Origin of the sequence: Micromonospora zhanjiangensis (genome assembly GCF_042650605.1) — a bacterium.
Lineage (GTDB): Bacteria > Actinomycetota > Actinomycetes > Mycobacteriales > Micromonosporaceae > Micromonospora_J > Micromonospora_J zhanjiangensis.
The window spans coordinates 24,957-45,475 of record NZ_JBHSBN010000036.1 but is presented as its reverse complement, the minus strand read 5'-3'; the positions used below and the strand labels follow the sequence as shown (position 1 = coordinate 45,475).

Genomic DNA, 20,519 nt, shown 5'->3' with positions numbered 1-20,519 from the left:
CTACCAAGGCCGCGCCACCAACTCCGGCGGCGACTACGGCCTCCTGCCCTACCGACCCGGCCTCCTCACCCTCCAGCGATAACCCGACAACCACCACGGCGGGCTCGGCCACAACCGGGCCCGCCGCGGCATCTGATCAGTCCTGCTCGGACCGGTGTGGCCACCGCACGAACCATTGCCGGGATTGCTGGTCATGGCGACCCGCATCGAGGCGAGTTGTCCGGTGGTGGCGAGACCGACGTAGTCCCCCGAACTCCGAAACCGCCTGGGCCTCGAAACCCACCGAGGGCACGTCGCCCGGCAGCTTCCCTGGCGGGAACGCCGAGTAGGCCGGGATGCTCACGGTCGGCCCTTCCACCCGCTGCGCCGGGCGTCCCACCCGCTCCCGCCATCGCGGCCGTCGGACCCGCCACCGTCGCTCCCCTTGGTTCCGATGCGGGTCGATCGCGCCCGTCGCGACGCGGAAGCCGCCCGGGATCAAGAAGCCCATCGGGCCCTCAGCGGGAACGATCCGGCCGGGCGACAGCCCCGGGAATCCTTGACATCGAAAGCCGTGCCCGGCCACACTACCCCTGCTAATTCGATTTAGCTGGGACCATAGAGGAGTGTGCACAATGAGGAGAACGGTCACAAGACGCAGGCTCGGTCGCGCGGTCTCGTTGCTCGCGTTGGCGTCCCTCGGCGCGAGCACCATCGCCTCCGCACCGGCCGCCGCCGCGAACCGGCACACGATCGAGGAAGGCCCGACCGTCACGGCGGATCGGCGGTCGCCGACCGGATACACCGTCAGGTTCGTCTACCGCAATCCCCATGCCACCCAGGTCCGCCTCGCCGGCGACCTGACCCTGCTCGACGTGAACACCGGCAGCGGTACCCGGTATCAGCCGGAGGAGTGGAAGCCGGGGCGCTACCACGCCGGCGGCACCGAGTTCCTCCGGGACATGACCAAGGACGCCAAGGGATACTGGTCGGTCTCGCTCCCGCTGCACGCCGGGGGCATCAGCTACTGGTACCGGGTCTGGGACCCGACTCAGGGCTGGGTGAACAAGCGCATCTGGGACCCCGCCTCGACGAAGCCTCGGCCCCCGGGCGACGCCTCGTTCCGGGTCCGGAACAACGACGTGCTCGACGCCGTCTACGTGCCGTATGCCGAGAAGCAGAACGACCCGGTGCTGAAGCGACGCGCGGAGTACGAGCTGCCGGTGGCGGACCGCTCGACGAAGCGCGGCACCGTCCAGTACATCCCGTACACCACGATCCTGGGCGACAGCGGCCACTACCTCGGCGTCTACCTGCCGCCCGGCTACGACGCCCGCCGCGCGCAGCCGTACAAGGTCGCGTATCTCGCGCACGGCATCTTCGGTGACGAGACCGACTTCATGGTCCCCGCGAACGTTCCGAACGTCCTGGACAACATGACGGCCAAGGGCGAGATCGAGCCGACCGTGGTCGTCACCATGGGTAACCACTTCACGGGCACCAGTCTCGGCTTCGGGTCCTACAACCAGACCAACGCCGCCAACAACCTGGTCCAGACGATCCTTCCGCTCATCGAGAAGAAGTACAACGTCTCCACCAAGCGGGAGGGGCGCGCCTACGCCGGGTTCTCGTACGGCGGCATGACCGGTGGCGTCGTCATCAAGAACTACCCGACCACGTTCGCGTTCTACGGACACTTCTCGGGCAACCCCAGCCTGACCACCCAGGACTATGACAGCATCGCGAGCGCGGTCGGCGACGACGACCTCTTCGTCTTCCTCGGCAACGGTGTCTTCGAGGGCAACCTCACCGCCCAGGACGCCATCGCGGACAACTTCCGGGCGCACGGGTTCACCGCGAAGACGACCCAGGTCCCCGGCGCGCACGACGGTATGACGGCGAGCCAGCTGTTCACCATCTTCGCCCGGGACTACCTGTGGACGGGTGTCGACTCGGTGTCCGTGACGCCCGCCCTCACTCACCTGTCGACGCGGGGCCGGAACACGGTCAAGCAGTTCACCGCCCGCGTGCACACCAACGAAGGCGTCAGCGCGGCGGTGACCTGGGCGGTCAAGGGGGCGACGTCGGCGCGTACGACCGTCTCCGCGACCGGTCGACTCTCGGTGGCCGCCGACGAGAGGGCGTCGTCGCTCACCGTGGTGGCCACGTCGGTGGTCGATCCGACCAAGACCGGCTCGGCCCGGGTCATCCTGACACCCCCGGGCAGATAGCTCGGCTGACCGTCGCCGCGACCGGCCTGACCACCAGGCCGGTCCGGAATATTGACCGCGCTTGTTACCTTCGCAGGGTGGTCCATCGGCATCCACCGAACCATCTCTTCCGCCAGCCCTCCGAATCGGCAGGAGCCTGAGGCGTGCGGCGTCGTCTGCGGTTGATACTGCTGGTCACCGGCTGGCTCACGCTGATCGTGCTGGTGCTGCTCGCCGCCTTCGGGGACGCCCGGGGCACCAGGCACTCCCTGACCATGGCCGGCATCAGCACCGCACTCGTCCTGCTGCTCGGTCCGGGCCTTCGACCCCCCGAGGGGACGGCGGCGGCCCGCTCGGCGGTTACCAGGCGGACCGGACAGACGCTGATCATCCTGGCCTGGCTGGCTCGTGCGGTGACCGCCGGTCTCGTGACGTACCAGGTCACCTCCCGGTTCGACCAGCCGCCGGGATTCGACCGGCGGGTGGCGGCCTTCGCCGCGGCCTCGCAGGGCCTCTTGTTGATGCTCAGACTGGGCCGCCGGCTCGCCGGGTTCCCCACCGACGCCAGGGCCGGGCGGGGAATCACCGCGGTGCTGCGGTGGGCGGTCAACGCCGGCATCGCCGTGGTGCTCGCCGGCTACGCGGCGGTGCTGCCGCAGCTGGTGAGCAATCCGTCGGGGGTGCTCGATTCGCTCACCCGCGACAGTGGCTGGGCGCCGATCCGGCTGTACCGATTCCTCGCCGATCTGGTCACACCCTGGGTGGCAGTGCCCGCGATGATCGTCGTCTGCGCGCTCGCCCTGTTGCTCGTTTCGGTGGCGTTGGGTCTCCTACTGCCTGGACTGGCCCTCCTGCTCGGCCGGGACAACCCGATCAGCCAGTGGCTCAGCGAGAACGCACCCGTCTGGTACGAACGCACCGACACGGAGGTGACGTTCGTGTCCCGCTTCGTCGCCGAGGTCGACTACCACAACAGCGCCGAAACCCAGCGGTTGCACGCCAAGTTTCTCGGCTTCTCCGTCAACCGGGATGACGGGTTCGGGCTGTACGAGAGACAACCACTGTGGCGTTTCGACCTGGAACCCCGGTCCGCTCACCACCGGAGCGGGCAGCCGGTGGACGAGGCCCCACTGCTCGACCACGTGGTCGCCGAGCTGGTCGACCGGGTCCCGGACGGCTGGCATTCGTTGCGGCTGGAGTACCGGGCCGTGCTGGGCCACCAGGAAACCGAGGTGATGGTGGACCCGCCGAAGGAGAGCGCGGGGGTGACCGCCGACGGGAGCGAGCCGGAGGCCCTGCCGCTGCCCGACTTCGGCGGCAACGACGCGTTGTGGCGACTGCGGAAGGCCCGCTACGACCCGGTCCACGGCGCCCCGTACGCCATGACCCTGTTTGTCGATCGCGACCAGTCGCCGGGTACCGACCGGTCGGCTCCCGGGTTCCGGACCCGGCTGGCCCCCATGTTCCTCGATGAGGACGGCATCCCCGCCGAACCCGCCTGGCACCGGCGACCCACCCGCCAGCAGTACCGGGCCGATCTGCGCCGGTTCCCGGTCGCCCGCCGCCACCGTCCGTTCTGGCTACGCGCCCGGCTCAGCCGGTTCGGCTGACCTCCCCGTTACGGGCTGTTGTTCCGGCTTACGCGCGAGCAGGAGCCAGCACCGTGGCCCGCCGTCCCGGCGGCGACCGAGGGCGGTCAGGGCGATCTCGTCCACCGCGAAGCCGGCTCCCGTCAGATCACGCCGGACCGCGGGAAGCGACATGGTGGAGTAGTACATGACGAAGGGAGGTCCAGCCCGTTGCCGAACGGCCGCACGTCGGACAGCGCCCGGACGGTCTCGTCGAGAATGTCGTCCGGGGTGCGGAACGGTGTGTGGTCGAACTTGGGAGCCAGCAGGTCGTACCCTCGCTCGACCGAGGAGAGCGCCTGGACGCACAGCTCACGCAGGGACGGCCCGCGCGGCGAGAACATCGGTCGAGAATACCCGCCCGCGTTCACCGGTCCCTGACAAAGGGTTCCTCGGCCGCCGACAGCTCCGGCGGCGGCGGGCGAGGGGGCATCCGGCCGGATGCCCCCTCGCACTGCCGGCGGGGTAGTCCGACACGCCGACACGACATCTAGTGTTGCTCACGAAGCAGGTGCGGCATATATAGTGATCCCGCAGCTGGTTCGGCCGTCCCGCTGGGACGGCCGTGGCAACAGGGAATCCGGTGCGAGTCCGGGACTGCCCCGCAGCGGTGAGTGGGAACGACCGCCGTCACCAAGCACTGGACCGCCAGGTCTGGGAAGCGACGGCCACTAGGAAGCCGGCGACCCCGGCCGTGCCCACGAGTCCGAAGACCTGCCAGTGCGCCGCGCGCTCCGCGTGCGGCGGTCGGAGGCCGCGCGGGACGGCCGACGCCATCAGCCGACCGGTGCCGGTCGGCTCGCCGCCAGGCGTTCAGTGGCGTTCCCCCGCGCGTTCGTCGACCTCGTGGACAGGCGTGAGGAGGGGGACATGGACGTCGACAAGCTCGTCCGGACGATGCAGCGGTGGGTGGCCGACCTGGCCGAGGTGGATCCGCTGCGGGTGGCGACGAAGACGATCAGCGGCCTGCCCGACGGGGCGACCACCGCCGAGCTGGACCGGTTGTCGATCCAGACGGCGGCGGAGCTGATCGGCGAGGAACCGCAGTACTCCCGGCTCGCGGCGCGGCTGCTGGCCGCGTACGTGGACAAGGAGGTCCGCGGGCAGCAGGTGGAAAGCTTCAGCCAGTCCATCCGGTACGGCCACGGTCTCGGACTGATCAGCGACGACACGGCGGCCTTCGTGTCCGGCAACGCCCGCGAGCTGGACGACGCGGTGGATCCGGCCGGTGACCTGCGGTTCGAGTACTTCGGACTGCGCACGGTGGCCGACCGTTACCTGTTGCGGCACCCCGAGTCACGGCTGGTGGTGGAGACGCCGCAGTACTGGTTGCTGCGGGTGGCGTGCGGGCTGTCCCGGACGCCGGGCGAGGCGATCGGGTTCTACCGGTTGATGTCGTCGCTGGCCTACCTGCCGAGTTCACCGACGCTGTTCAACTCGGGCACCAGACACACCCAGATGTCGTCGTGCTTTCTGGTGGACTCGCCGCGTGACGAGTTGGACTCGATCTACGAGCGGTACCACCAGGTGGCGAAGCTGTCGAAGTTCTCCGGCGGCATCGGCATCTCCTGGTCCCGGATCCGTGGCCGGGGTGCCCTGATCCGGGGCACCAACGGCAGGTCGAACGGCATCGTGCCGTTCCTCAAGACCCTGGACGCCGGCGTGGCGGCGGTCAACCAGGGCGGCCGGCGCAAGGGCGCGGCCTGCGTGTACCTGGAACCGTGGCACCCGGACGTCGAGGAGTTCCTGGAGCTGCGGGACAACACCGGCGAGGACGCCCGGCGAACCCACAACCTCAACCTGGCGAACTGGGTGCCGGACGAGTTCATGCGCCGGGTCGAGGCGGACCAGGACTGGTCGTTGATCGACCCGTCCGACGCGCCGGAACTGCCCGACCTGTTCGGAGAGGCGTTCGACGAGGCGTACCGCGCGGCCGAGAAGAAGGCCGTCAAAACGGTGAAGGCCCGGACCCTGTACGGGCGGATGATGCGCACCCTCGCCCAGACCGGCAACGGGTGGATGACGTTCAAGGACCCGTCGAACCGGCTGTCCAACCAGACCGGCGCCCCGGGCAACACGATCCACCTGTCGAACCTGTGCACCGAGATCCTGGAGGTCAACAGCGATACCGAGACCGCGGTGTGCAACCTGGGCTCGATCAACCTCGGCGCCCACGTCACCGCCGACGGCGTGGACTGGGAGAGGTTGCGCTCGACGGTCCGCACCGCCGTGCTCTTCCTCGACCGGGTGATCGACATCAACTACTACCCGGCCGCGCAGGCCGCGGCGTCGAATCCTCGGTGGCGGCCGGTCGGCCTCGGGCTGATGGGCCTGCAGGACGCGTTCTTCACGCTGCGGCTGCCGTTCGACTCGGCCGAGGCGAAGGAGTTCTCCACCCGGGTGCAGGAGGAGATCTACCTGACCGCGCTGGAGACCTCCGCCGGACTCGCCGAGCGGTTCGGCCCGCACCCGGCGTACGAGCAGACCCGCGCCGCACAGGGTGACCTGCACCCGGACCTGTGGGGCGCCGAGCCCGCGCAGGCCGAGCGGTGGGCGGCGCTGCGGGCGACGATCGCCGCGTACGGCCTGCGCAACTCGCTGCTGGTGGCGATCGCCCCGACCGCCACGATCGCGTCGATCGCCGGTTGCTACGAGTGCATCGAGCCGCAGGTGTCCAACCTGTTCAAGCGCGAGACCATGTCCGGCGAGTTCCTCCAGGTCAACACGTACCTGGTCGGGGAACTGAAGGCGCGCGGGCTGTGGACGCCGCAGGTCCGGGAGCAGATCAAGCGGGCCGAGGGGTCGGTGCAGGGCATCACCGACCTGCCGGTCGAGGTGCGGGAGTTGTTCCGCACCGCCTGGGAGTTGCCGCAGCGGGCGCTGATCGACCTGGCCGCCGCCCGCGCCCCGTACGTCGACCAGTCGCAGTCGCTGAACCTGTTCATGAGCGCGCCGACCATCGGCAAGCTCTCCTCGATGTACCTGCACGCCTGGAAGTCCGGGCTGAAGACCACCTACTACCTGCGGTCGCGTCCGGCCACCCGGATCCAGCAGGCCACGGTCGCCGTCACACCGGCCGTCACCGTCCCGTCGGCCGTCTCGCCGATGGGCGGGCCGGGTGCCGACGAGGCGGTGGCCTGTTCCCTGGAGAATCCCGAGAGTTGCGAGGCCTGCCAGTGACCACCCTTCCCGAGTCCCGCACCATCGACGGCGCCGGTACGGGCCAGCGGCACCTGCTGCTCGATCCCGGCATGGACCTCACCCTGCGCCCGATGCGCTATCCGCACTTCTTCGACCGGTTCAAGGACGCCATCAAGAACACCTGGACGGTGGAGGAGGTCGACCTGCACTCCGACCTGGCCGACCTGGCCAGGCTCTCGGCCGCCGAGCGGCACCTGGTGTCCCGGCTGGTCGCGTTCTTCGCCACCGGCGACACCATCGTGGCCAACAACCTCGTGCTCAATCTCTACCAGCACGTGAACTCGCCGGAGGGCCGGCTGTATCTGTCCCGGCAACTGTTCGAGGAGGCGGTGCACGTCCAGTTCTACCTGAACCTGCTCGACACGTACGTGCCGGAGGAGAAGGAGCGGTTCGAGGCGTTCGCGGCCGTGGAGAACATCCCGTCGATCGCCCGCAAGGCCGAGTTTTGCTTCAAGTGGATCGATTCGATCTTCGAGTTGCGCCAGTTGCGGACCCGCGCGGACCGGCGGGCGTTCCTGCTCAACCTGATCTGCTTCGCCGCCTGCATCGAGGGGCTGTTCTTCTACGGTGCCTTCGCCTACGTCTACTTCCTGCGGTCCCGGGGCGTGCTGCACGGTCTCGCCTCGGGCACGAACTGGGTGTTCCGGGACGAGTCCATGCACATGGCCTTCGCCTTCGACGTGGTGGACACCGTCCGCGCGCAGGAGCCCGACCTGTTCGACGCCGAGCTGGAGCAGCAGGTAAGGGAGATGCTGGCCGAGGCCGTCGAGTGTGAGGTCCAGTTCGCCGAGGATCTGCTCGAACAGGGTGTGTCCGGGCTGTCGCCGGCCGACATGCGGGAATACCTGCGACACGTGGCCGACCGGCGGCTGGCCGTTCTGGGCATCGCGCCGATGTACGGCAGCGCCAACCCGTTCCCGTTCATGGAGCTGCAGGATGTGCAGGAGTTGTCGAACTTCTTCGAGCGGCGGGTGTCGGCGTACCAGGTCGGGGTGACCGGCACGGTCACGTTCGACGACGACTTCTGATCGGCGAGGTCCCCGACGACGCGGGGCCCGGAGCCGTCGGCTCCGGGCCCCGTCGGTCCGTCGCGGTTGTCGCGCTTTCGCTCAGGCGACGGTGCAGGGAACGCCGTTGAGGGTGAAGGCGGTCGGCTTCGCGGTGTTGCCGGTGTGGGTGGCCTGGAAGCCGATGTCGACGGTGGCCCCGGGGGCGAGCGTGCCGTTGTAGCTGACGTTGCGGGCGCTCACCTGGCCGCTGGATGGTGAGAAGGTCGCGTTCCAGCTCGACGTGATCGACTGGCCCGAGGGCAGGGTGAAGGTCAACGTCCAACCGTTGATCGTCGAGCTGCCGGTGTTGGTGATGCTGATGTTCGCCGTGAGGCCGGTGTCCCAGGTGCTCGTCGTGTAGGAGACCCGGGCTCCCGTCCCACCCGTTGGCGGAGGGGTGGTGGGGATCGGGGTGGGGGTGGGCGACGGACCGACCGTGGGGCTGGTCGACGGCGTGGGCGGCGTGGTGCCGTTCACGCCGACCACGAAGGTCATCATGCTGCGAGCGGGCAGCGTGACGGTGAGCGATCCGTTCGACATGGTGAGCGCGGACTGGGGCGCGACGTTCCGGCTCCCGTCGGTCAGCCAGTTCGAGACGCTGCCCGACGCGGTGGTGTTCGACAGGGTGAACTGCTGGCTCACCGACGAGGTGTTCTTGTTGACAGCGACGATGACGACGGTCTCCCCGCCCCGGTACGCCGAGACGAAGACGTTCGACGTCGGGTTCGCCGTCGCGTCGATCCGCACGTATCCGGGGCGGACGAACCTGGCGAACTGCGCCATCATGGCGCCCCGCTTGCTGATCTGGCCGTCCTCCCGCATGGGGCCGTAGCTGCGCCGGATGTACCACCAGACGTAGGCCTGGAACTCGGCGTCCACCATGGCGTGGTGGATGTGCTCCCCGACGTCGAGCGCCTCGGGCCAGGCGTCCCCCGAGTTGGCGTTGCTGTTGGGGTAGTAGACCTCGGTCATCCAGAGTTCCTTGCCCGCGCCCTTCTGCTTGAACAGGGGGTACGGGAAGTTCGCGTACGACGTGCCGTAGAGGTGCGCCCCGATGATGTCCACGTTGGCGAGCGCCGCGGCGTCGTTGAGGATCGGGTCCGACATGGACTTGATGTACTGGAAGGATTCGGGCGCCATCACCCGGGTGCCGATCACGCCGGCGTTCTGCTTCAGGAAGTTGACGATCTCGGTGGCGGTCCACCACGTCCAGGTGGACGCGTAGTCGGGCTCGTTCTGCACCGAGATGGCGTACAGGTTCACCCCGTTGGTGCGCATGTAGCTGTTGAAGTCGTTCAGGTGCTGCGCGTAGGCGCCGTACGAGCTGTACTTGAGGCGCTTCGCGTTGGTCTGGCTGCCGTGGGTGAAGGTCTCGGTCATGCTGGCCGGCGGGTTCCACGGCGACGCGAAGACGGTCACCCCGAGCGCGGCGGCCCGCTGCGCCGTTGCCAGGTCGCGGCTCCAGTCCGACTGGTTCTCGTTGACCGGGATCCGCAGGATGGAGAACCCCAGCCGGCCTTCGCCGGTGCCGAACGCCGTGTCCCGCTGGGCGGCCGTCAGGTCACCGATCCAGGACGCGTGGGCCATGCCACCGAAGCCCTTGATGGTCTGCCGCTGCGCCGACAGATTGATGTTCGCGGTCGCGGCCGAGGCTTCCGTGGCCCCGAGGACCGACGCCGCGACCGTGGCGACCGGTACGGTCCCCAAGGTCGCCAGGACGGCTCTCCGGCTCAGCAGCCTCCGCTCGCCACTCACCGGCCGATTCTGATCTTGCGTCATGTCTCTTCCTTCAGGCTGTTGGGTGTCGAACCGCGCCTCATCGGCCCCATTGCCCCGGTCGGCACCGATCTGCTGCGTCGCCATGGGGATCGACCTCGGCCTCCTGGCCACGTCCGTCGACAGTCACATGGACATGCATCGATTGATACTCTGACAGAACCGGTTCAGTTCCGCAACGACGCCATCCGCCCATGAAGCCACGGTTCGCCGGTCATCCGGCCGCGCGACCGCATCCGTGCGGCGATCGTGCGCCCGGAACCGCGCGTCCTAGTCTTCTCCGGGGACGATCAGGCCGGATTCGTAGGCGAAGACGACGGCCTGGGCGCGATCGCGCAGGCCCAGCTTGGTCAGCAGGTTGCTCACGTGGGTCTTGACGGTGTGCTCGGTGACCACCAGGTCCGCTGCGATCTCCGAGTTGGACCGGCCCCGGCCGAGCAACCGCAGGGTGGCCATCTCCCGATCGGTCAACGTGCCGAGGCGCTGCCGTAGCCGTGGTCGGCCGCGGCCCCGGCCGACGAACTCGGCGATCAGCCGCCGGGTGATCGCCGGCGCCAGCAGCGACTGGCCCTCGGCGACCAGGCGAACCGCGCGGACCAGGTCGTCGCGCCGCACGTCCTTGAGCAGGAAGCCGCTGGCCCCGGCGCGCAGCGCGTCGTAGACGTACTCGTCGACGTCGTACATGGTGAGGACCAGCACCCTCGCCTCGGTCCTGCGGCACACCTCCGCCGTCGCCTGGACGCCGTCCATGCCGGGCATCCGGATGTCCATGAGCACCAGGTCCGGCTTCAGTTCGACCGCCTTCGCGACGGCTTCGGCGCCGTTCGCCGCCTCACCGACGACCGTGATGTCGTCGTTGCTGTCGAGGATCATCGCGAAGCCGCCACGGAACAGATCCTGATCGTCGGCCACGAGCACCCGCAGCATCCCGTCAGCCGATCGGCAGGATCGCGGTGACGGTGAAGCCCGGACCACCCGGCCGGACCACCAGCCGGCCACCACAGGCCTCGACCCGCTCGCGCATTCCGATCATGCCGTACCCCTCCCGTACCTCACGCGCGCCCCGGCCGTCGTCGGCCACCTCGATCCGCAGGGTGTCGCCGGACCAATGGACACCCACGTGGACGGCCCGCGCCGCGGCGTGCCGGATCGTGTTGGTCACCGACTCCTGGACCATCCGGTACGCGGCCACGTCCACGCCGCGGGAGAGCTGACCCGGCTCGCCGCGTACCTCGGCCGACGCCGCCAGTCCCGCCCGGCGGGCGTTGTCCAGCAGGCCGGGCAGGGCGCCGAGTCCCGGCTGCGGTCCGCGGGTCGGCTCGGGCGGGCTGTCCGGTCCGCGCAGCGCCCCGAGGATCAGGCGGAGCTGACCGACCGCGTCGCGGCCCGCGGCCGCGATGGACTCGAAGACCGCCGCCGCCTTCTCGGGGTGGTCGCGTACCACCAACGGCCCGGTCTCCGCCTGGATCAGGATGAGCCCGACGGAGTGGGTCACGATGTCGTGCATGTCGCGGGCGATCCGGGTGCGCTCCCGCGCGACGGCGGCGGCCCGTTCCTCCACGATCCGACGTTCGCGCTCCCGCACGGCCTCCCGTTCGGCCCGCCGGGCCCGTGCGCCGAGACCGAAGGCGTACGCGGCGACGATGACGGTGACGACGTACCGGTAGGTTTCGAAGTCCTCCCGCGGGACGACGAGCGACACCGCCACCCCGACGGCCGCGCCGGCGATCCCGGTGGCACGCCGTACCCGGGACAGGTCCGCCGCCGCGAAGGTGTAGGTGCACACGAGCATGCCGTACGGCAGCACCAGGACGGACTGCGGCAGCGACGTGGCTGCTATCGCCGCGAGCGTCGTCGCGCTGCCGACGATCGTTCCGGTGGTGAGGATGGCGCGGCGGCGCCAGAGCACCGGCACCGACATCAGGACGACGAGCGTCACGAACCACCACGGCTGGACGTACGGGACGAGGGCGGGGGTCACCGTCAGCACGGTGACGACGGCGGCGACCGCGACGTCGGCCCGTCGAACCCTGAGCACATCCACCCGCACTACCGCTCCCGACCGGGCAGTAAGACCGTGGCACGACCCTAAGCGATCGCCGCCCGCCGATGCCTCGGTCGCCCGGCCGAGGACGTCTCACTCGCCCGAGTGAGACCCGTCGGTCCGTACGGGTGCCAGGCGGCCCGCTCCCGCCGGCGATGTGCATCCGGACCGGCTCCCGGAGGGTGGGGCAACCACAGACGGGAGGCGACAGGGTGCACTCATCAATGAGACGTTTGGGCGTGGCGTTCGCCGCCACGGCGGTGTCGGCGACGCTCTTTCTGTTCGGGACGGGGCTGCGGCCGACGCCCTGGCTCACCTGGCTCGCACCGCTTCCGGTGCTCGTCCTCGCTCCCCGCGTCCGCGCCCGGGTCACGTTCCTCGCGGCGGCGATCGCCTGGCTGGGCGGTGAGACGCCGTTGTGGGGATACCTCCTGCGGACCGTACAGGTCCCGCCGCCGTTGGTTGTCTCGATCCTCGTCGGCTCCGCGTTGCTGTTCGGCCTGGTCGTGCTCCTCACCCGCGGGCTCCTGCTCTGCGGGCGGCCGCTGGCGGCGGTCGCCGCGCTGCCCGCCGCCTGGGTGGTCGTCGAGTACGCGACGTCGGTGCTGTCCCCGAACGGGGCCTGGTGGAGCCTCGCCTACACCCAGGCCGACGTTCTTCCCCTCCTGCAGGCCGCCTCCGTCACCGGCCCCTGGGGCATCACCTTCCTGATCCTCGGGGTGCCGACGGTGGCGGCGGCACTCCTGGCGCCACGGGCAGTGGGGCGTGGACGGGTGGCGGTCACCGCCGTGGTCGTCCTGGTGCTCGCGGCGGGGTACGGCACCTGGCGGCTGCGCACCCCGGCCGGCGACGGAGCGGAGCGGGTCGCGCTGCTCGCGACCGACCGACTGTTCGACCCCACACCGGTCGACACGCCGCAGGGACGCGAGCTGCTCGCGCAGTACGCGACACACATCGCGGACGCCGCCGCCCACGGTGCCCGGGTCGTGGTCATGCCCGAGAAGGTGTTCGTCGCCGACGACAGGACGTTGCCCATCCTCCGGGCGCCGTTGGCACGGCTCGCCGAGGAGCACCACGTCGACATCATCGTCGGGCTGGTCCTCGAACGCGACGGTACGTTCCGCAACGTGGCGATCGATCTCCCGGCGACCGGCGGCCGGCCGGTCGAGTACGCCAAACACCACCTCGTCCCCGGGCTGGAGGGAGACTTCACGCCGGGAGAACAGTTGGCGTTCGTGGCCGGGTCCGGCACCCGGTGGGGGATCGCCATCTGCTTCGACCTGGACCTGCCCGGCCTCGTCCGCGACTACCGCCGACGCGGCGCCGACACGCTGTTCGTACCCGCCTGGGACTTCGACCGCGACGCGTGGCTGCACGGCCGGATGGCGGTGGTCCGCGGGGTGGAGAGCGGACTCACGGTGGTGCGCGCGGCACGCAACGGCGATCTGGTGGTGAGCGACGCACACGGTCGGATCCGGGCCGAGGCGCACAGCGCGGACGGGCCGTTCGTGTCCCTCCTCACCACGGCGCCCGCCGCCCCGGCGACCACGGTGTACGCGAGGCTGGGCGACTGGTTCGCCTGGGTCTGTGTGCTCCTCCTCCTGACCGGCGTCATCTCCCTGCGACGCCGACCCGGCACCGGAGCGCCGACGGCAGGTTGACGTCCCATGGCCTCCGGTTTGCTGTTCGCGCTGGCCCCCGACCCGGTTCGGCGAGCCCGCGGCGGACCGACCCGCGCCGGCCGGCCACGACGGCGCCGGGCCCGGAGCCGGTGGCTCCGGGCCCGGTCGGTGTCCCGGTGGTTCGGGTCGTCGGTCAGGGACTGGTGCACGAGACGACGCCGGGCGCCGTGTTGGTGCTCGCGTTGACCAGGAAGCCGAAGGTGGTCGAGGCGTTCGCCCCGAGGGAGCCGTTGTACGAGGCGTTGCGGACGCTGATCGTGCCGGTGGTCCCGGTGTTCACGCCGTTCCAGACGTTGGCGAGGGTCTGCCCAGCGGCCAGGGTCAGCCGCACGGTCCAGCCGTTGAGCGTGCCGGAGCCGTTGTTCGCGACGGTGACCTCACCCTGGTAGCCGCCACCCCAGCTGTTGACCGTCCGGTACGTCGCGGTGCAGGCCCCAGGCTCTCCGGTGCTCGGCGGCGTGCTCGGCGGCGTGCTGGTGGGGGTGCTCGGCGGCGTGCTGGTCGGCGGGGTACTGCTCGGCGGCGTGCTGGTCGGGGTGCTCGGCGGCGTGGTCGTCCCCGGCACCGTGGTGGAGGCGGCGTTCAGGGCGTTGAGGACGGCGGTGTACGCGGCCTTGGGGTTGCTGTTGCGGTCGAACAGCAGCGGGTTCTCGCTGCCCCGCCAGGAGTCGCTGTCCCGGATGCCCCACGTCGTGATGCCGACGCAGCGGGGGACGTTCATGCAGGCCTGGGTCAGGCCCTGGTACTGGTTGGTCGCGGCGTTGGTGACGTCGGCCTCGGTGAGCGCCACGTCCACCCCGAGCGCGGCGAAGCTGGACAGCGTCTGCTGGAAGTTGCCCGGCAGGGAGCTGCCACCGGTGAAGTGGGTCTGCAGACCGACGCAGTCGATCGGCACGCCGCGCGCCTTGAAGTCGCTGATCATGTTGTAGACGCCCTGCGTCTTGGCGTACGTCCAGTTCTCGATGTTGTAGTCGTTGTAGCAGAGCTTCACACCGGGGTCGGCCGCTTTGGCGGTGCGGAACGCCACCTCGATCCAGTCGTTGCCGGTGGCCTGCAGGTTCGACGACCGTCGGCTGCCGTTCTCGGCGAAGGCCTCGTTGACCACGTCCCAGTAGGCGAGTTTTCCCTTGTAGTGCGCCATCACGCCGTTGATGTGGCTGATCATCGCGGAGCGTAGGGCGCTGCCGCTGAGGTTCGCCCAGAACCTCGGCTGCTGTGCGTGCCAGGCGAGGGTGTGACCCCGCACCCGCATGCCGTGCGACACGGCCCAGTTGTAGATGGCGTCGCCGGCGGAGAAATTGAACTGGCCCTGGTTGGGCTCGGTCGCGTCGGGCTTCATCTCGTTGACGGCCGTCATCATGTCGAACTCACGGTTGGCGATCGTGAGGAAGCCGTTGTCGTTGAGGCGGTCGCCCCCCATGGCGGCGCCGAAGTACCGGCCGCTGCGCTCCGCGGCCGCCTTCAGGGTGGTCCCGGGCGGGCCGCTGAGATCGGCGTGGGCGAGAGTGGCCACGGCCACCGAGGACACGGTGATCGCCGCGGCGAGAACACCGCCGAGCAGCAGTCTGGTGCGACCACCGGTACGGCGTCTCGGCTGGGCGGGTACGTCCTTCATCTGCGCGCTTCCTCCTCGATGTTCCGTCTGGATCGTTGCGGCACGGGCCACCGGACCGGCCGGTGACGCCTGGCGCACCCCTTCCGGAAGGACACGGGGTGACATCGCGCCGGTTCGAGAATACATCGAATACCTCCGATGTATGATGTCTGACGGGACCCGGGAGGCACCCTTCGGGCATCAGGTGGAAAGCAGGGCGAGGGCGGCCTGCTTGGCGTGCCTGCCGACGTTCGTCCGGTCGTGGTGCGCGGCGACGAGGGTCGCACCCTCGACCAGCACGAGCAGCTGCCGCCCGAGGGTGTCCGGGTCGGCCGCACCGGCCCGCCGGGCGATCGCGGTCAGGAGGTCGAGGCGGCGGTCCAGGTGGCGGGAGGTGATCTCCCGTACCGCCTCGACATGATGTTGGGCTGCGGCGTTCTGCATCGCGCAGCCCCGGAAGTCCGGCTCGTCGTACCAGCGTTGGAGTTCGTCGAAGACGGCGGCGAGTTGGTCCCGCGGATTGTCCCCGGCGGCGGCCACCGCCCCGGCGATCCAGTCGGTCACCCGCTTGCTGCGGGCCGCCAGCACCGCCTGGATCAGGCCTTCCTTGGTGCCGAAGTAGCGGTAGACGGTTTCCTTGGAGACGCCGAGACGGGCGCACAGCTCGGCGACGCCGATGCCGTCGAGGCCCCGCTCGTAGAGCAGTGGGGTGGCCGCCTCGACGATGCCGGCGCGGGTGCGCTCCGGGTCGATCGTCGAACCCTTGCGAACTGGCATGGCAATGATGGTACCGATCGGTTCGTTCTACTGCTAGCATCTCCGAGTTCGTACCGATCAGTTCTATCTCTCGGAGGGGCTGATGGCATCCGATGCGCCCCCCGCGGGGCTGTGGCCGGCAGCGCGGTTGGCTCTGGGCACCGCCTCCGCGCTCGGCTTCGCACGCTTCGCCTACGGGCTGCTGTTGCCGGCGATGCGCGACGACCTGAACTGGACGCTCGCCCAGGCCGGCGCGGTGGGCACCGCCAACGGCCTCGGCTACCTGCTCGGCGCGCTGCTGACAACCGCCCTGGTACGCCGCCTCGGCGTGGCCACCGCGTTCCGGGTCGGCATGGCGCTCACCGCCGCGTCCCTGGCCATGACGGCCGTCAGCGGAGACTACCTGGTTCTGCTGGCAGTCCGGACTCTGTCGGGAGCGACCGGAGCCGTGGTGTTCATCGCCGGCGGGGTGCTCGCGTCCCGGGCCGCCACAGGCTCCTCGACCATGCCCATCACGGTGTACTTCGCCGGCACCGGGCTGGGCATCATGGTCAGCGGCGTGACGGTACCCCTGCTCGGCGCGCACTGGCGCCTGGCCTGGGTAGGCTTGGGCGCCGCCGCCGCGCTGGCGACCCTCGCGAGCTGGACAGCGGCCGACGACGACGACCGGCGGGTCCCTGCCGGCCGGGCCCGACTCCGGCCGCTCCGGGTACCAGCCCTGGCCTACCTGCTGTTCGCCGCGGGCTACATCGCCTACATCACCTTCCTGTCCACCTACCTGGCCGACCGGCACGCCTCCGTCGTGCAGGTCGTGCTCACCTGGACGGCGCTCGGCACGGCCGTCGCGGCGGCTCCCGCGGTGTGGAGCCGCCCGATCGCCGAATGGCCGGGCACCCGCGCCCTGGCCACCCTGCTCGCGGTTCTGGCTGGCGGGGCGGCACTGGCGCTGACGTCGTCCGCGACACCGGTCGCCCTGGCCTCCGCGCTCGCGTACGGGGCGACGTTCATGGGCGTGCCGGCCGCCATCACCGCCCTCATCAGGGCCCGCACCCCGGCCGTCGACTGGGCCGCCACCCTCGCCGTCTTCACCACGGTGTTCGCCGCCGGCCAGACTGCCGGCCCATGGCTGGCCGGCCTGGTCGCCGACCACACCTCCACCGCGGCCACCCTCGGATGGACCGCGGTTCTGTGCACCGCCGCCGCAGCGCTCACCCTCGCCGAACGACCCGCCGCAACGGACCACCAGCCACAACCAACCGAAGGAGCACGATCATGACGGATTTCGTCCTCGTCCCCGGGCTGTGCCACGGCGGATGGTGCTTCGAGCACCTCACCCGGCGGTTGCGCGACCGCGGGCACGCCGTCCACCCGCTGACGTTGACCGGCGTGAGTGAACGCCGGCACCTGCTACACGGCACCGTGAACCTCGACACACACATCCAGGACGTGATCGCCGTCCTCGAGAACGAGGACCTGCGGGACACGGTGCTGGTGGGGCACAGCTACGGCGGAATGGTGATCACCGGGGTCGCCGACCGGGCGCCGGACCGGGTCGACTCCCTGGTCTACCTGGACGCGATGGTGCCCAGCGACGGTGACTCCTGCTGGTCGCTGGTTTCCGACCAGGAACGGAGATGGTACGCAGACGTGGACGAGACCGGATGCGCGTCCCGGCCACTGCCGTTCTTCGACCCCCGGGCGACGCCACACCCGATCGCCTCCGTGCTCCAACCGCTACGGCTCACCGGCACGCTGGAGCACGTCCGCCGCCGGGACTACGTGTACGCCGCCGGGTGGGCCGACCAGTCGCCGTTCACCCCGACCTACCGCAGGCTGAGCGACGATCCGGGCTGGACCACCCACGCCCTGGCCGGCGGCCACAACCTCATGCGCGACACGCCGGACGAGCTGGCGAGGATCCTGCTCGACGTGACCGCGTCCCGCTGATCGCCGCCTCCGCCGGCCCCACCGCCGGCGCGGCGGAAACGTACCGCCGGCCGGAGCCGTCCCGCTTGAAAAGACGGCTCGGGAGGGGCGAGTCAACCGCCAGGGTACGGCCTGACCTGCGGTTTTCCCTCCTCCGCGCCCTCGTCGGTCACCCGGGCCCTGCGGCCGCCGTCAGGAGGTGCCGCACCGCCCGGCCGGCGCTCGGAACGCCAGGCCGTACGGTCATTACCGCAGTTCGTTGAACTTGTCCCGGACCACGGTCGCGACGATGGCGGCCTTGTACGGCTGCCCGGCCAGGATGACCGGCTTGCGGGCTCCGTTCAGCACCTCGGCCGCGGCACGGTCGGAGGAGGCCAGCACGACTCCGGCGGGCGTGCGGGCGGTGCTGCAGACCCCGCGCCGGGTGGAGGTCGGCTCAGCCGGTGGTCTGCTCCCACATCGACTTCATCTCGTCGAACGCCTGCTCCATGATCTGCACCATGGCCCGGCGGGCCCGCTCGCCGTCGTGGTGCTGCAGCGCCTGAGCGACCTCGGCGTGCAGCTGCAGGGCCTGCTGGTCGGGGTGGTGCGGCATCAGGTGGTAGTGGTACCGGCCGGTCAGCACCTCGGCGACCAGCTCCTGGAGCTTCACGAACATCTCGTTGCCGGAGGCGGCGAGGACCCGCCGGTGGAACTCGATGTCCAGGCGGAGGAACCGTTCCTCGTCGCCGGCCTCGCCGGCGGCCCACATCTTCGCGGCGATGCCGACCAGGTCGCTGGCTTCGTCGGGGGAGATCCGGCCGGCCGCCACCCAGGCCGCGTGCGGTTCGATCGCGGTCCGCAGCTCGGTGATCGAGCGTAGCTGGGCCATCCGTCCGGCGGAGGCGAGCCGCCAGCGGATCACCTGCGGGTCGAAGACGTTCCATGCCTCGGCGGGGCGGATCAGCACCCCGACCCGGCGCCGGGTCTCGATGAAGCCCATCGACGCGAGCACCCGCAGGACCTCGCGGATCACCGACCGGGAGACCGCGTACCGGTCGACCAGCTCGTCGATGTTGAGCACCGAGCCGGCGGCCAGCTCGCCGCCGCAGATGGCGGTGCCGAGGTGATCGAGAACGCGGGCGTGCAGCCCCGCCTCGGCGGGGCCGGACTGGGCGACTAAAACCCCCGGAAGGGACTGATCCACGCGCTGGATCATATCAGTTGAGAATCAACCCTTGAATAAATCAGATCTTTCGGCCTAACATCCGGTTGTTAAGCGGACGTTACAGTGTTGTGGCGCTCTTCCCCCGGGGCGGCGACCACGAGAAAAGGAGAGATGACGTGCGACGTCGATCAATAATCGGTACGTCTCTGGCCGCGGTGGTCGCCATGGGCCTGGCCGCCTGCGGCAGCGGGGGCGACGACAGCGGCGCGTCCAAGACCATCCACGTGACCCTCGCGAACCACGTGTGGACGGAGAACCTCAAGAAGGCTCTGCCCGAGTTCGAGAAGCAGACCGGGCTCAAGGTCGAGATCAACCAGCTCGGCGAGGACCAGCTTTCGGACCAGTACAACGTCAAGCTCAACGCCGGCTCGTCCGACCTCGACGTGATGATGTACCGGCCCCTCCAAGAGGGGAAGCTCTTCGCCAAGAACAAGTACCTGGCCGATCTGTCCGACCAGGTCAAGTCCGGCAAGGACTGGGACTATTCGGACTTCCAGTCCGGCCCGGTCGAGGCCACCACGTACGAGGGCAAGACGGTCGGCGTGCCGATCATCACCGAGCAGGAGGTCCTGTACTACCGCAAGGACCTGCTGGCCAAGGCCGGCCTGAGCGCCCCGCCGAAGACCCTCGACGAGCTCAAGGCCGCCGCCGCCAAGGTCAAGGCGACCACCCCGGGCGTGGCCGGCTTCGTGGCCCGCACCGGCAAGTCGCCGGCGGTCACCCAGTTCTCCAGCTTCCTGTACAGCTTCGGCGGTGACTTCGTCGACGGCAGCGGCAAGGCCACCGTCAACAGCGACGCCGCCAAGCAGGCGTACGCCTACTACGGCGGCCTGATCAAGGACAGCGGCCCGGCCAACGTCAGCACCGACATGAGCTGGCCCGACGCGATGGCCATCTTCACCCAGGGCAAGGCCGCCTTCTACACCGAGGCCAACTCGCTCTACAAGAACGCCACCGACCCGGCCAAGTCCAAGGTGTCCGACACCGTAGGCTTCGCGCCGTTCCCGGCCGGTCCGGCCGGCTCCAAGCCGTACAACATCCCCTCGTGGGCGCTGGGCGTCAACGAGGCCTCGAAGAACCAGAGCAACGCCTGGAAGTTCATCGAGTGGGCCACCGGCAAGGAGCAGACCCTCGCCCAGCAGAAGGCCGGCGTGCCGAGCGCCCGTACCTCCGTCTGGGCCGACCCGCAGGGCACCGAGAACTACCCGAAGGACCTGGTCGAGGCCATCAAGGCCAGCACCCAGGGCGGCGTCGCCCACGACCGGCCCGTGGTCGTGAAGGTCGGCCAGGCCCGCGAGATCGTCGGCCAGCCGATCGTCGACGCGATCACCGGTAAGGACCCGGCGGCCGCGGCCGACACCGCCAACGACGCCTTCCAGAAGTTCCTGGACGACGAGGCCAAGTAAGCCGCGCGCGGGTGGTGGGGCGTCTCGCCCCACCACCCGCGTACCCCTGTCGGCCCGCCCA

The 20,519-nt window shown here is 69.9% G+C and carries 16 protein-coding genes and 1 riboswitch; of the genes, 8 read left to right on the top strand and 8 right to left on the bottom strand.

Annotation, left to right across the window (positions count from 1 at the left end; all coding sequences use genetic code 11):
- The first annotated feature begins 614 nt into the window (after positions 1-614).
- Together ACFOX0_RS30585 and ACFOX0_RS30580 are read left to right on the top strand one after the other, a co-directional pair.
- Positions 615-2,210: an alpha/beta hydrolase-fold protein gene (locus ACFOX0_RS30585; protein WP_377552501.1), complete on the top strand. Its 1,596-nt coding sequence runs from the start codon at positions 615-617 to the stop codon at positions 2,208-2,210.
- Between the two features lie 143 nt (positions 2,211-2,353).
- A complete protein-coding gene (locus tag ACFOX0_RS30580) occupies positions 2,354-3,799 on the top strand; it encodes a hypothetical protein (RefSeq protein WP_377552500.1) in 1,446 nt (481 codons plus the stop codon).
- 122 nt (positions 3,800-3,921) lie between these two features.
- On the opposite strand, the gene ACFOX0_RS30575 is transcribed toward ACFOX0_RS30580, so the two are convergent.
- Positions 3,922-4,161 carry a hypothetical protein gene (locus ACFOX0_RS30575; protein WP_377552499.1) on the bottom strand — a complete coding sequence of 80 codons (240 nt, stop codon included), beginning with the start codon at positions 4,159-4,161 and terminating at the stop codon, positions 3,922-3,924.
- Positions 4,162-4,338: 177 nt separating this feature from the next.
- Positions 4,339-4,553: riboswitch (cobalamin riboswitch) on the top strand.
- Between the two features lie 110 nt (positions 4,554-4,663).
- Between ACFOX0_RS30575 and ACFOX0_RS30570 the strand changes: the two genes are divergently transcribed.
- Together ACFOX0_RS30570 and ACFOX0_RS30565 are read left to right on the top strand one after the other, a co-directional pair.
- A complete protein-coding gene (locus tag ACFOX0_RS30570) occupies positions 4,664-6,997 on the top strand; it encodes a ribonucleoside-diphosphate reductase subunit alpha (protein WP_377552497.1) in 2,334 nt (777 codons plus the stop codon).
- 71 nt (positions 6,998-7,068) lie between these two features.
- A complete protein-coding gene (locus ACFOX0_RS30565; protein WP_377552507.1) occupies positions 7,069-8,046 on the top strand; it encodes a ribonucleotide-diphosphate reductase subunit beta in 978 nt (325 codons plus the stop codon).
- A gap of 81 nt (positions 8,047-8,127) precedes the next feature.
- Here the strand turns inward: ACFOX0_RS30565 and ACFOX0_RS30560 are convergent, their stop codons facing one another.
- The 3 genes from ACFOX0_RS30560 to ACFOX0_RS30550 form a co-directional block, all read right to left on the bottom strand.
- Positions 8,128-9,822 carry a cellulose binding domain-containing protein gene (locus ACFOX0_RS30560; RefSeq protein ID WP_377552496.1) on the bottom strand — a complete coding sequence of 565 codons (1,695 nt, stop codon included), beginning with the start codon at positions 9,820-9,822 and terminating at the stop codon, positions 8,128-8,130.
- A 291-nt stretch (positions 9,823-10,113) separates the two neighbouring features.
- Positions 10,114-10,770 (bottom strand): response regulator, encoded by a 657-nt coding sequence (locus ACFOX0_RS30555; protein ID WP_377552494.1) that lies wholly within the window; start codon positions 10,768-10,770, stop codon positions 10,114-10,116.
- Positions 10,771-10,774: 4 nt separating this feature from the next.
- Positions 10,775-11,893, bottom strand: coding sequence for a sensor histidine kinase (locus ACFOX0_RS30550; protein WP_377552493.1), 1,119 nt, complete (start codon positions 11,891-11,893; stop codon positions 10,775-10,777).
- Between the two features lie 218 nt (positions 11,894-12,111).
- Here ACFOX0_RS30550 and ACFOX0_RS30545 point away from each other — a divergent pair, with 218 nt between their 5' ends.
- Complete coding sequence (locus ACFOX0_RS30545; protein ID WP_377552491.1) at positions 12,112-13,548, top strand: nitrilase-related carbon-nitrogen hydrolase; 1,437 nt, start codon at positions 12,112-12,114, stop codon at positions 13,546-13,548.
- A 154-nt stretch (positions 13,549-13,702) separates the two neighbouring features.
- Here ACFOX0_RS30545 and ACFOX0_RS30540 read toward each other — a convergent pair whose 3' ends face one another.
- Positions 13,703-15,184, bottom strand: coding sequence for an endo-1,4-beta-xylanase (locus ACFOX0_RS30540; protein WP_377552490.1), 1,482 nt, complete (start codon positions 15,182-15,184; stop codon positions 13,703-13,705).
- Between the two features lie 180 nt (positions 15,185-15,364).
- Positions 15,365-15,940, bottom strand: coding sequence for a TetR/AcrR family transcriptional regulator (locus ACFOX0_RS30535; RefSeq protein ID WP_377552488.1), 576 nt, complete (start codon positions 15,938-15,940; stop codon positions 15,365-15,367).
- Between the two features lie 82 nt (positions 15,941-16,022).
- Here ACFOX0_RS30535 and ACFOX0_RS30530 point away from each other — a divergent pair, with 82 nt between their 5' ends.
- Both ACFOX0_RS30530 and ACFOX0_RS30525 read left to right on the top strand, forming a co-directional pair.
- Positions 16,023-17,195: a YbfB/YjiJ family MFS transporter gene (locus tag ACFOX0_RS30530; RefSeq protein WP_377552486.1), complete on the top strand. Its 1,173-nt coding sequence runs from the start codon at positions 16,023-16,025 to the stop codon at positions 17,193-17,195.
- Positions 17,192-17,866, top strand: a complete 675-nt coding sequence (locus tag ACFOX0_RS30525) for an alpha/beta fold hydrolase (protein WP_377552485.1) — start codon at positions 17,192-17,194, stop codon at positions 17,864-17,866. Before ACFOX0_RS30530 ends, ACFOX0_RS30525 begins: the two co-directional genes overlap by 4 nt.
- Positions 17,867-18,091: 225 nt before the next feature.
- Here ACFOX0_RS30525 and ACFOX0_RS30520 read toward each other — a convergent pair whose 3' ends face one another.
- Both ACFOX0_RS30520 and ACFOX0_RS30515 read right to left on the bottom strand, forming a co-directional pair.
- Positions 18,092-18,226 carry a hypothetical protein gene (locus ACFOX0_RS30520; RefSeq protein WP_377552483.1) on the bottom strand — a complete coding sequence of 45 codons (135 nt, stop codon included), beginning with the start codon at positions 18,224-18,226 and terminating at the stop codon, positions 18,092-18,094.
- Positions 18,227-18,281: 55 nt separating this feature from the next.
- Entirely contained in the window at positions 18,282-19,031 is a 750-nt protein-coding gene (locus ACFOX0_RS30515; RefSeq protein WP_377552482.1) for a FadR/GntR family transcriptional regulator, read from the bottom strand.
- Between the two features lie 137 nt (positions 19,032-19,168).
- Between ACFOX0_RS30515 and ACFOX0_RS30510 the strand changes: the two genes are divergently transcribed.
- Positions 19,169-20,458, top strand: coding sequence for an ABC transporter substrate-binding protein (locus ACFOX0_RS30510; RefSeq protein WP_377552480.1), 1,290 nt, complete (start codon positions 19,169-19,171; stop codon positions 20,456-20,458).
- Positions 20,459-20,519: the final 61 nt, after the last annotated feature.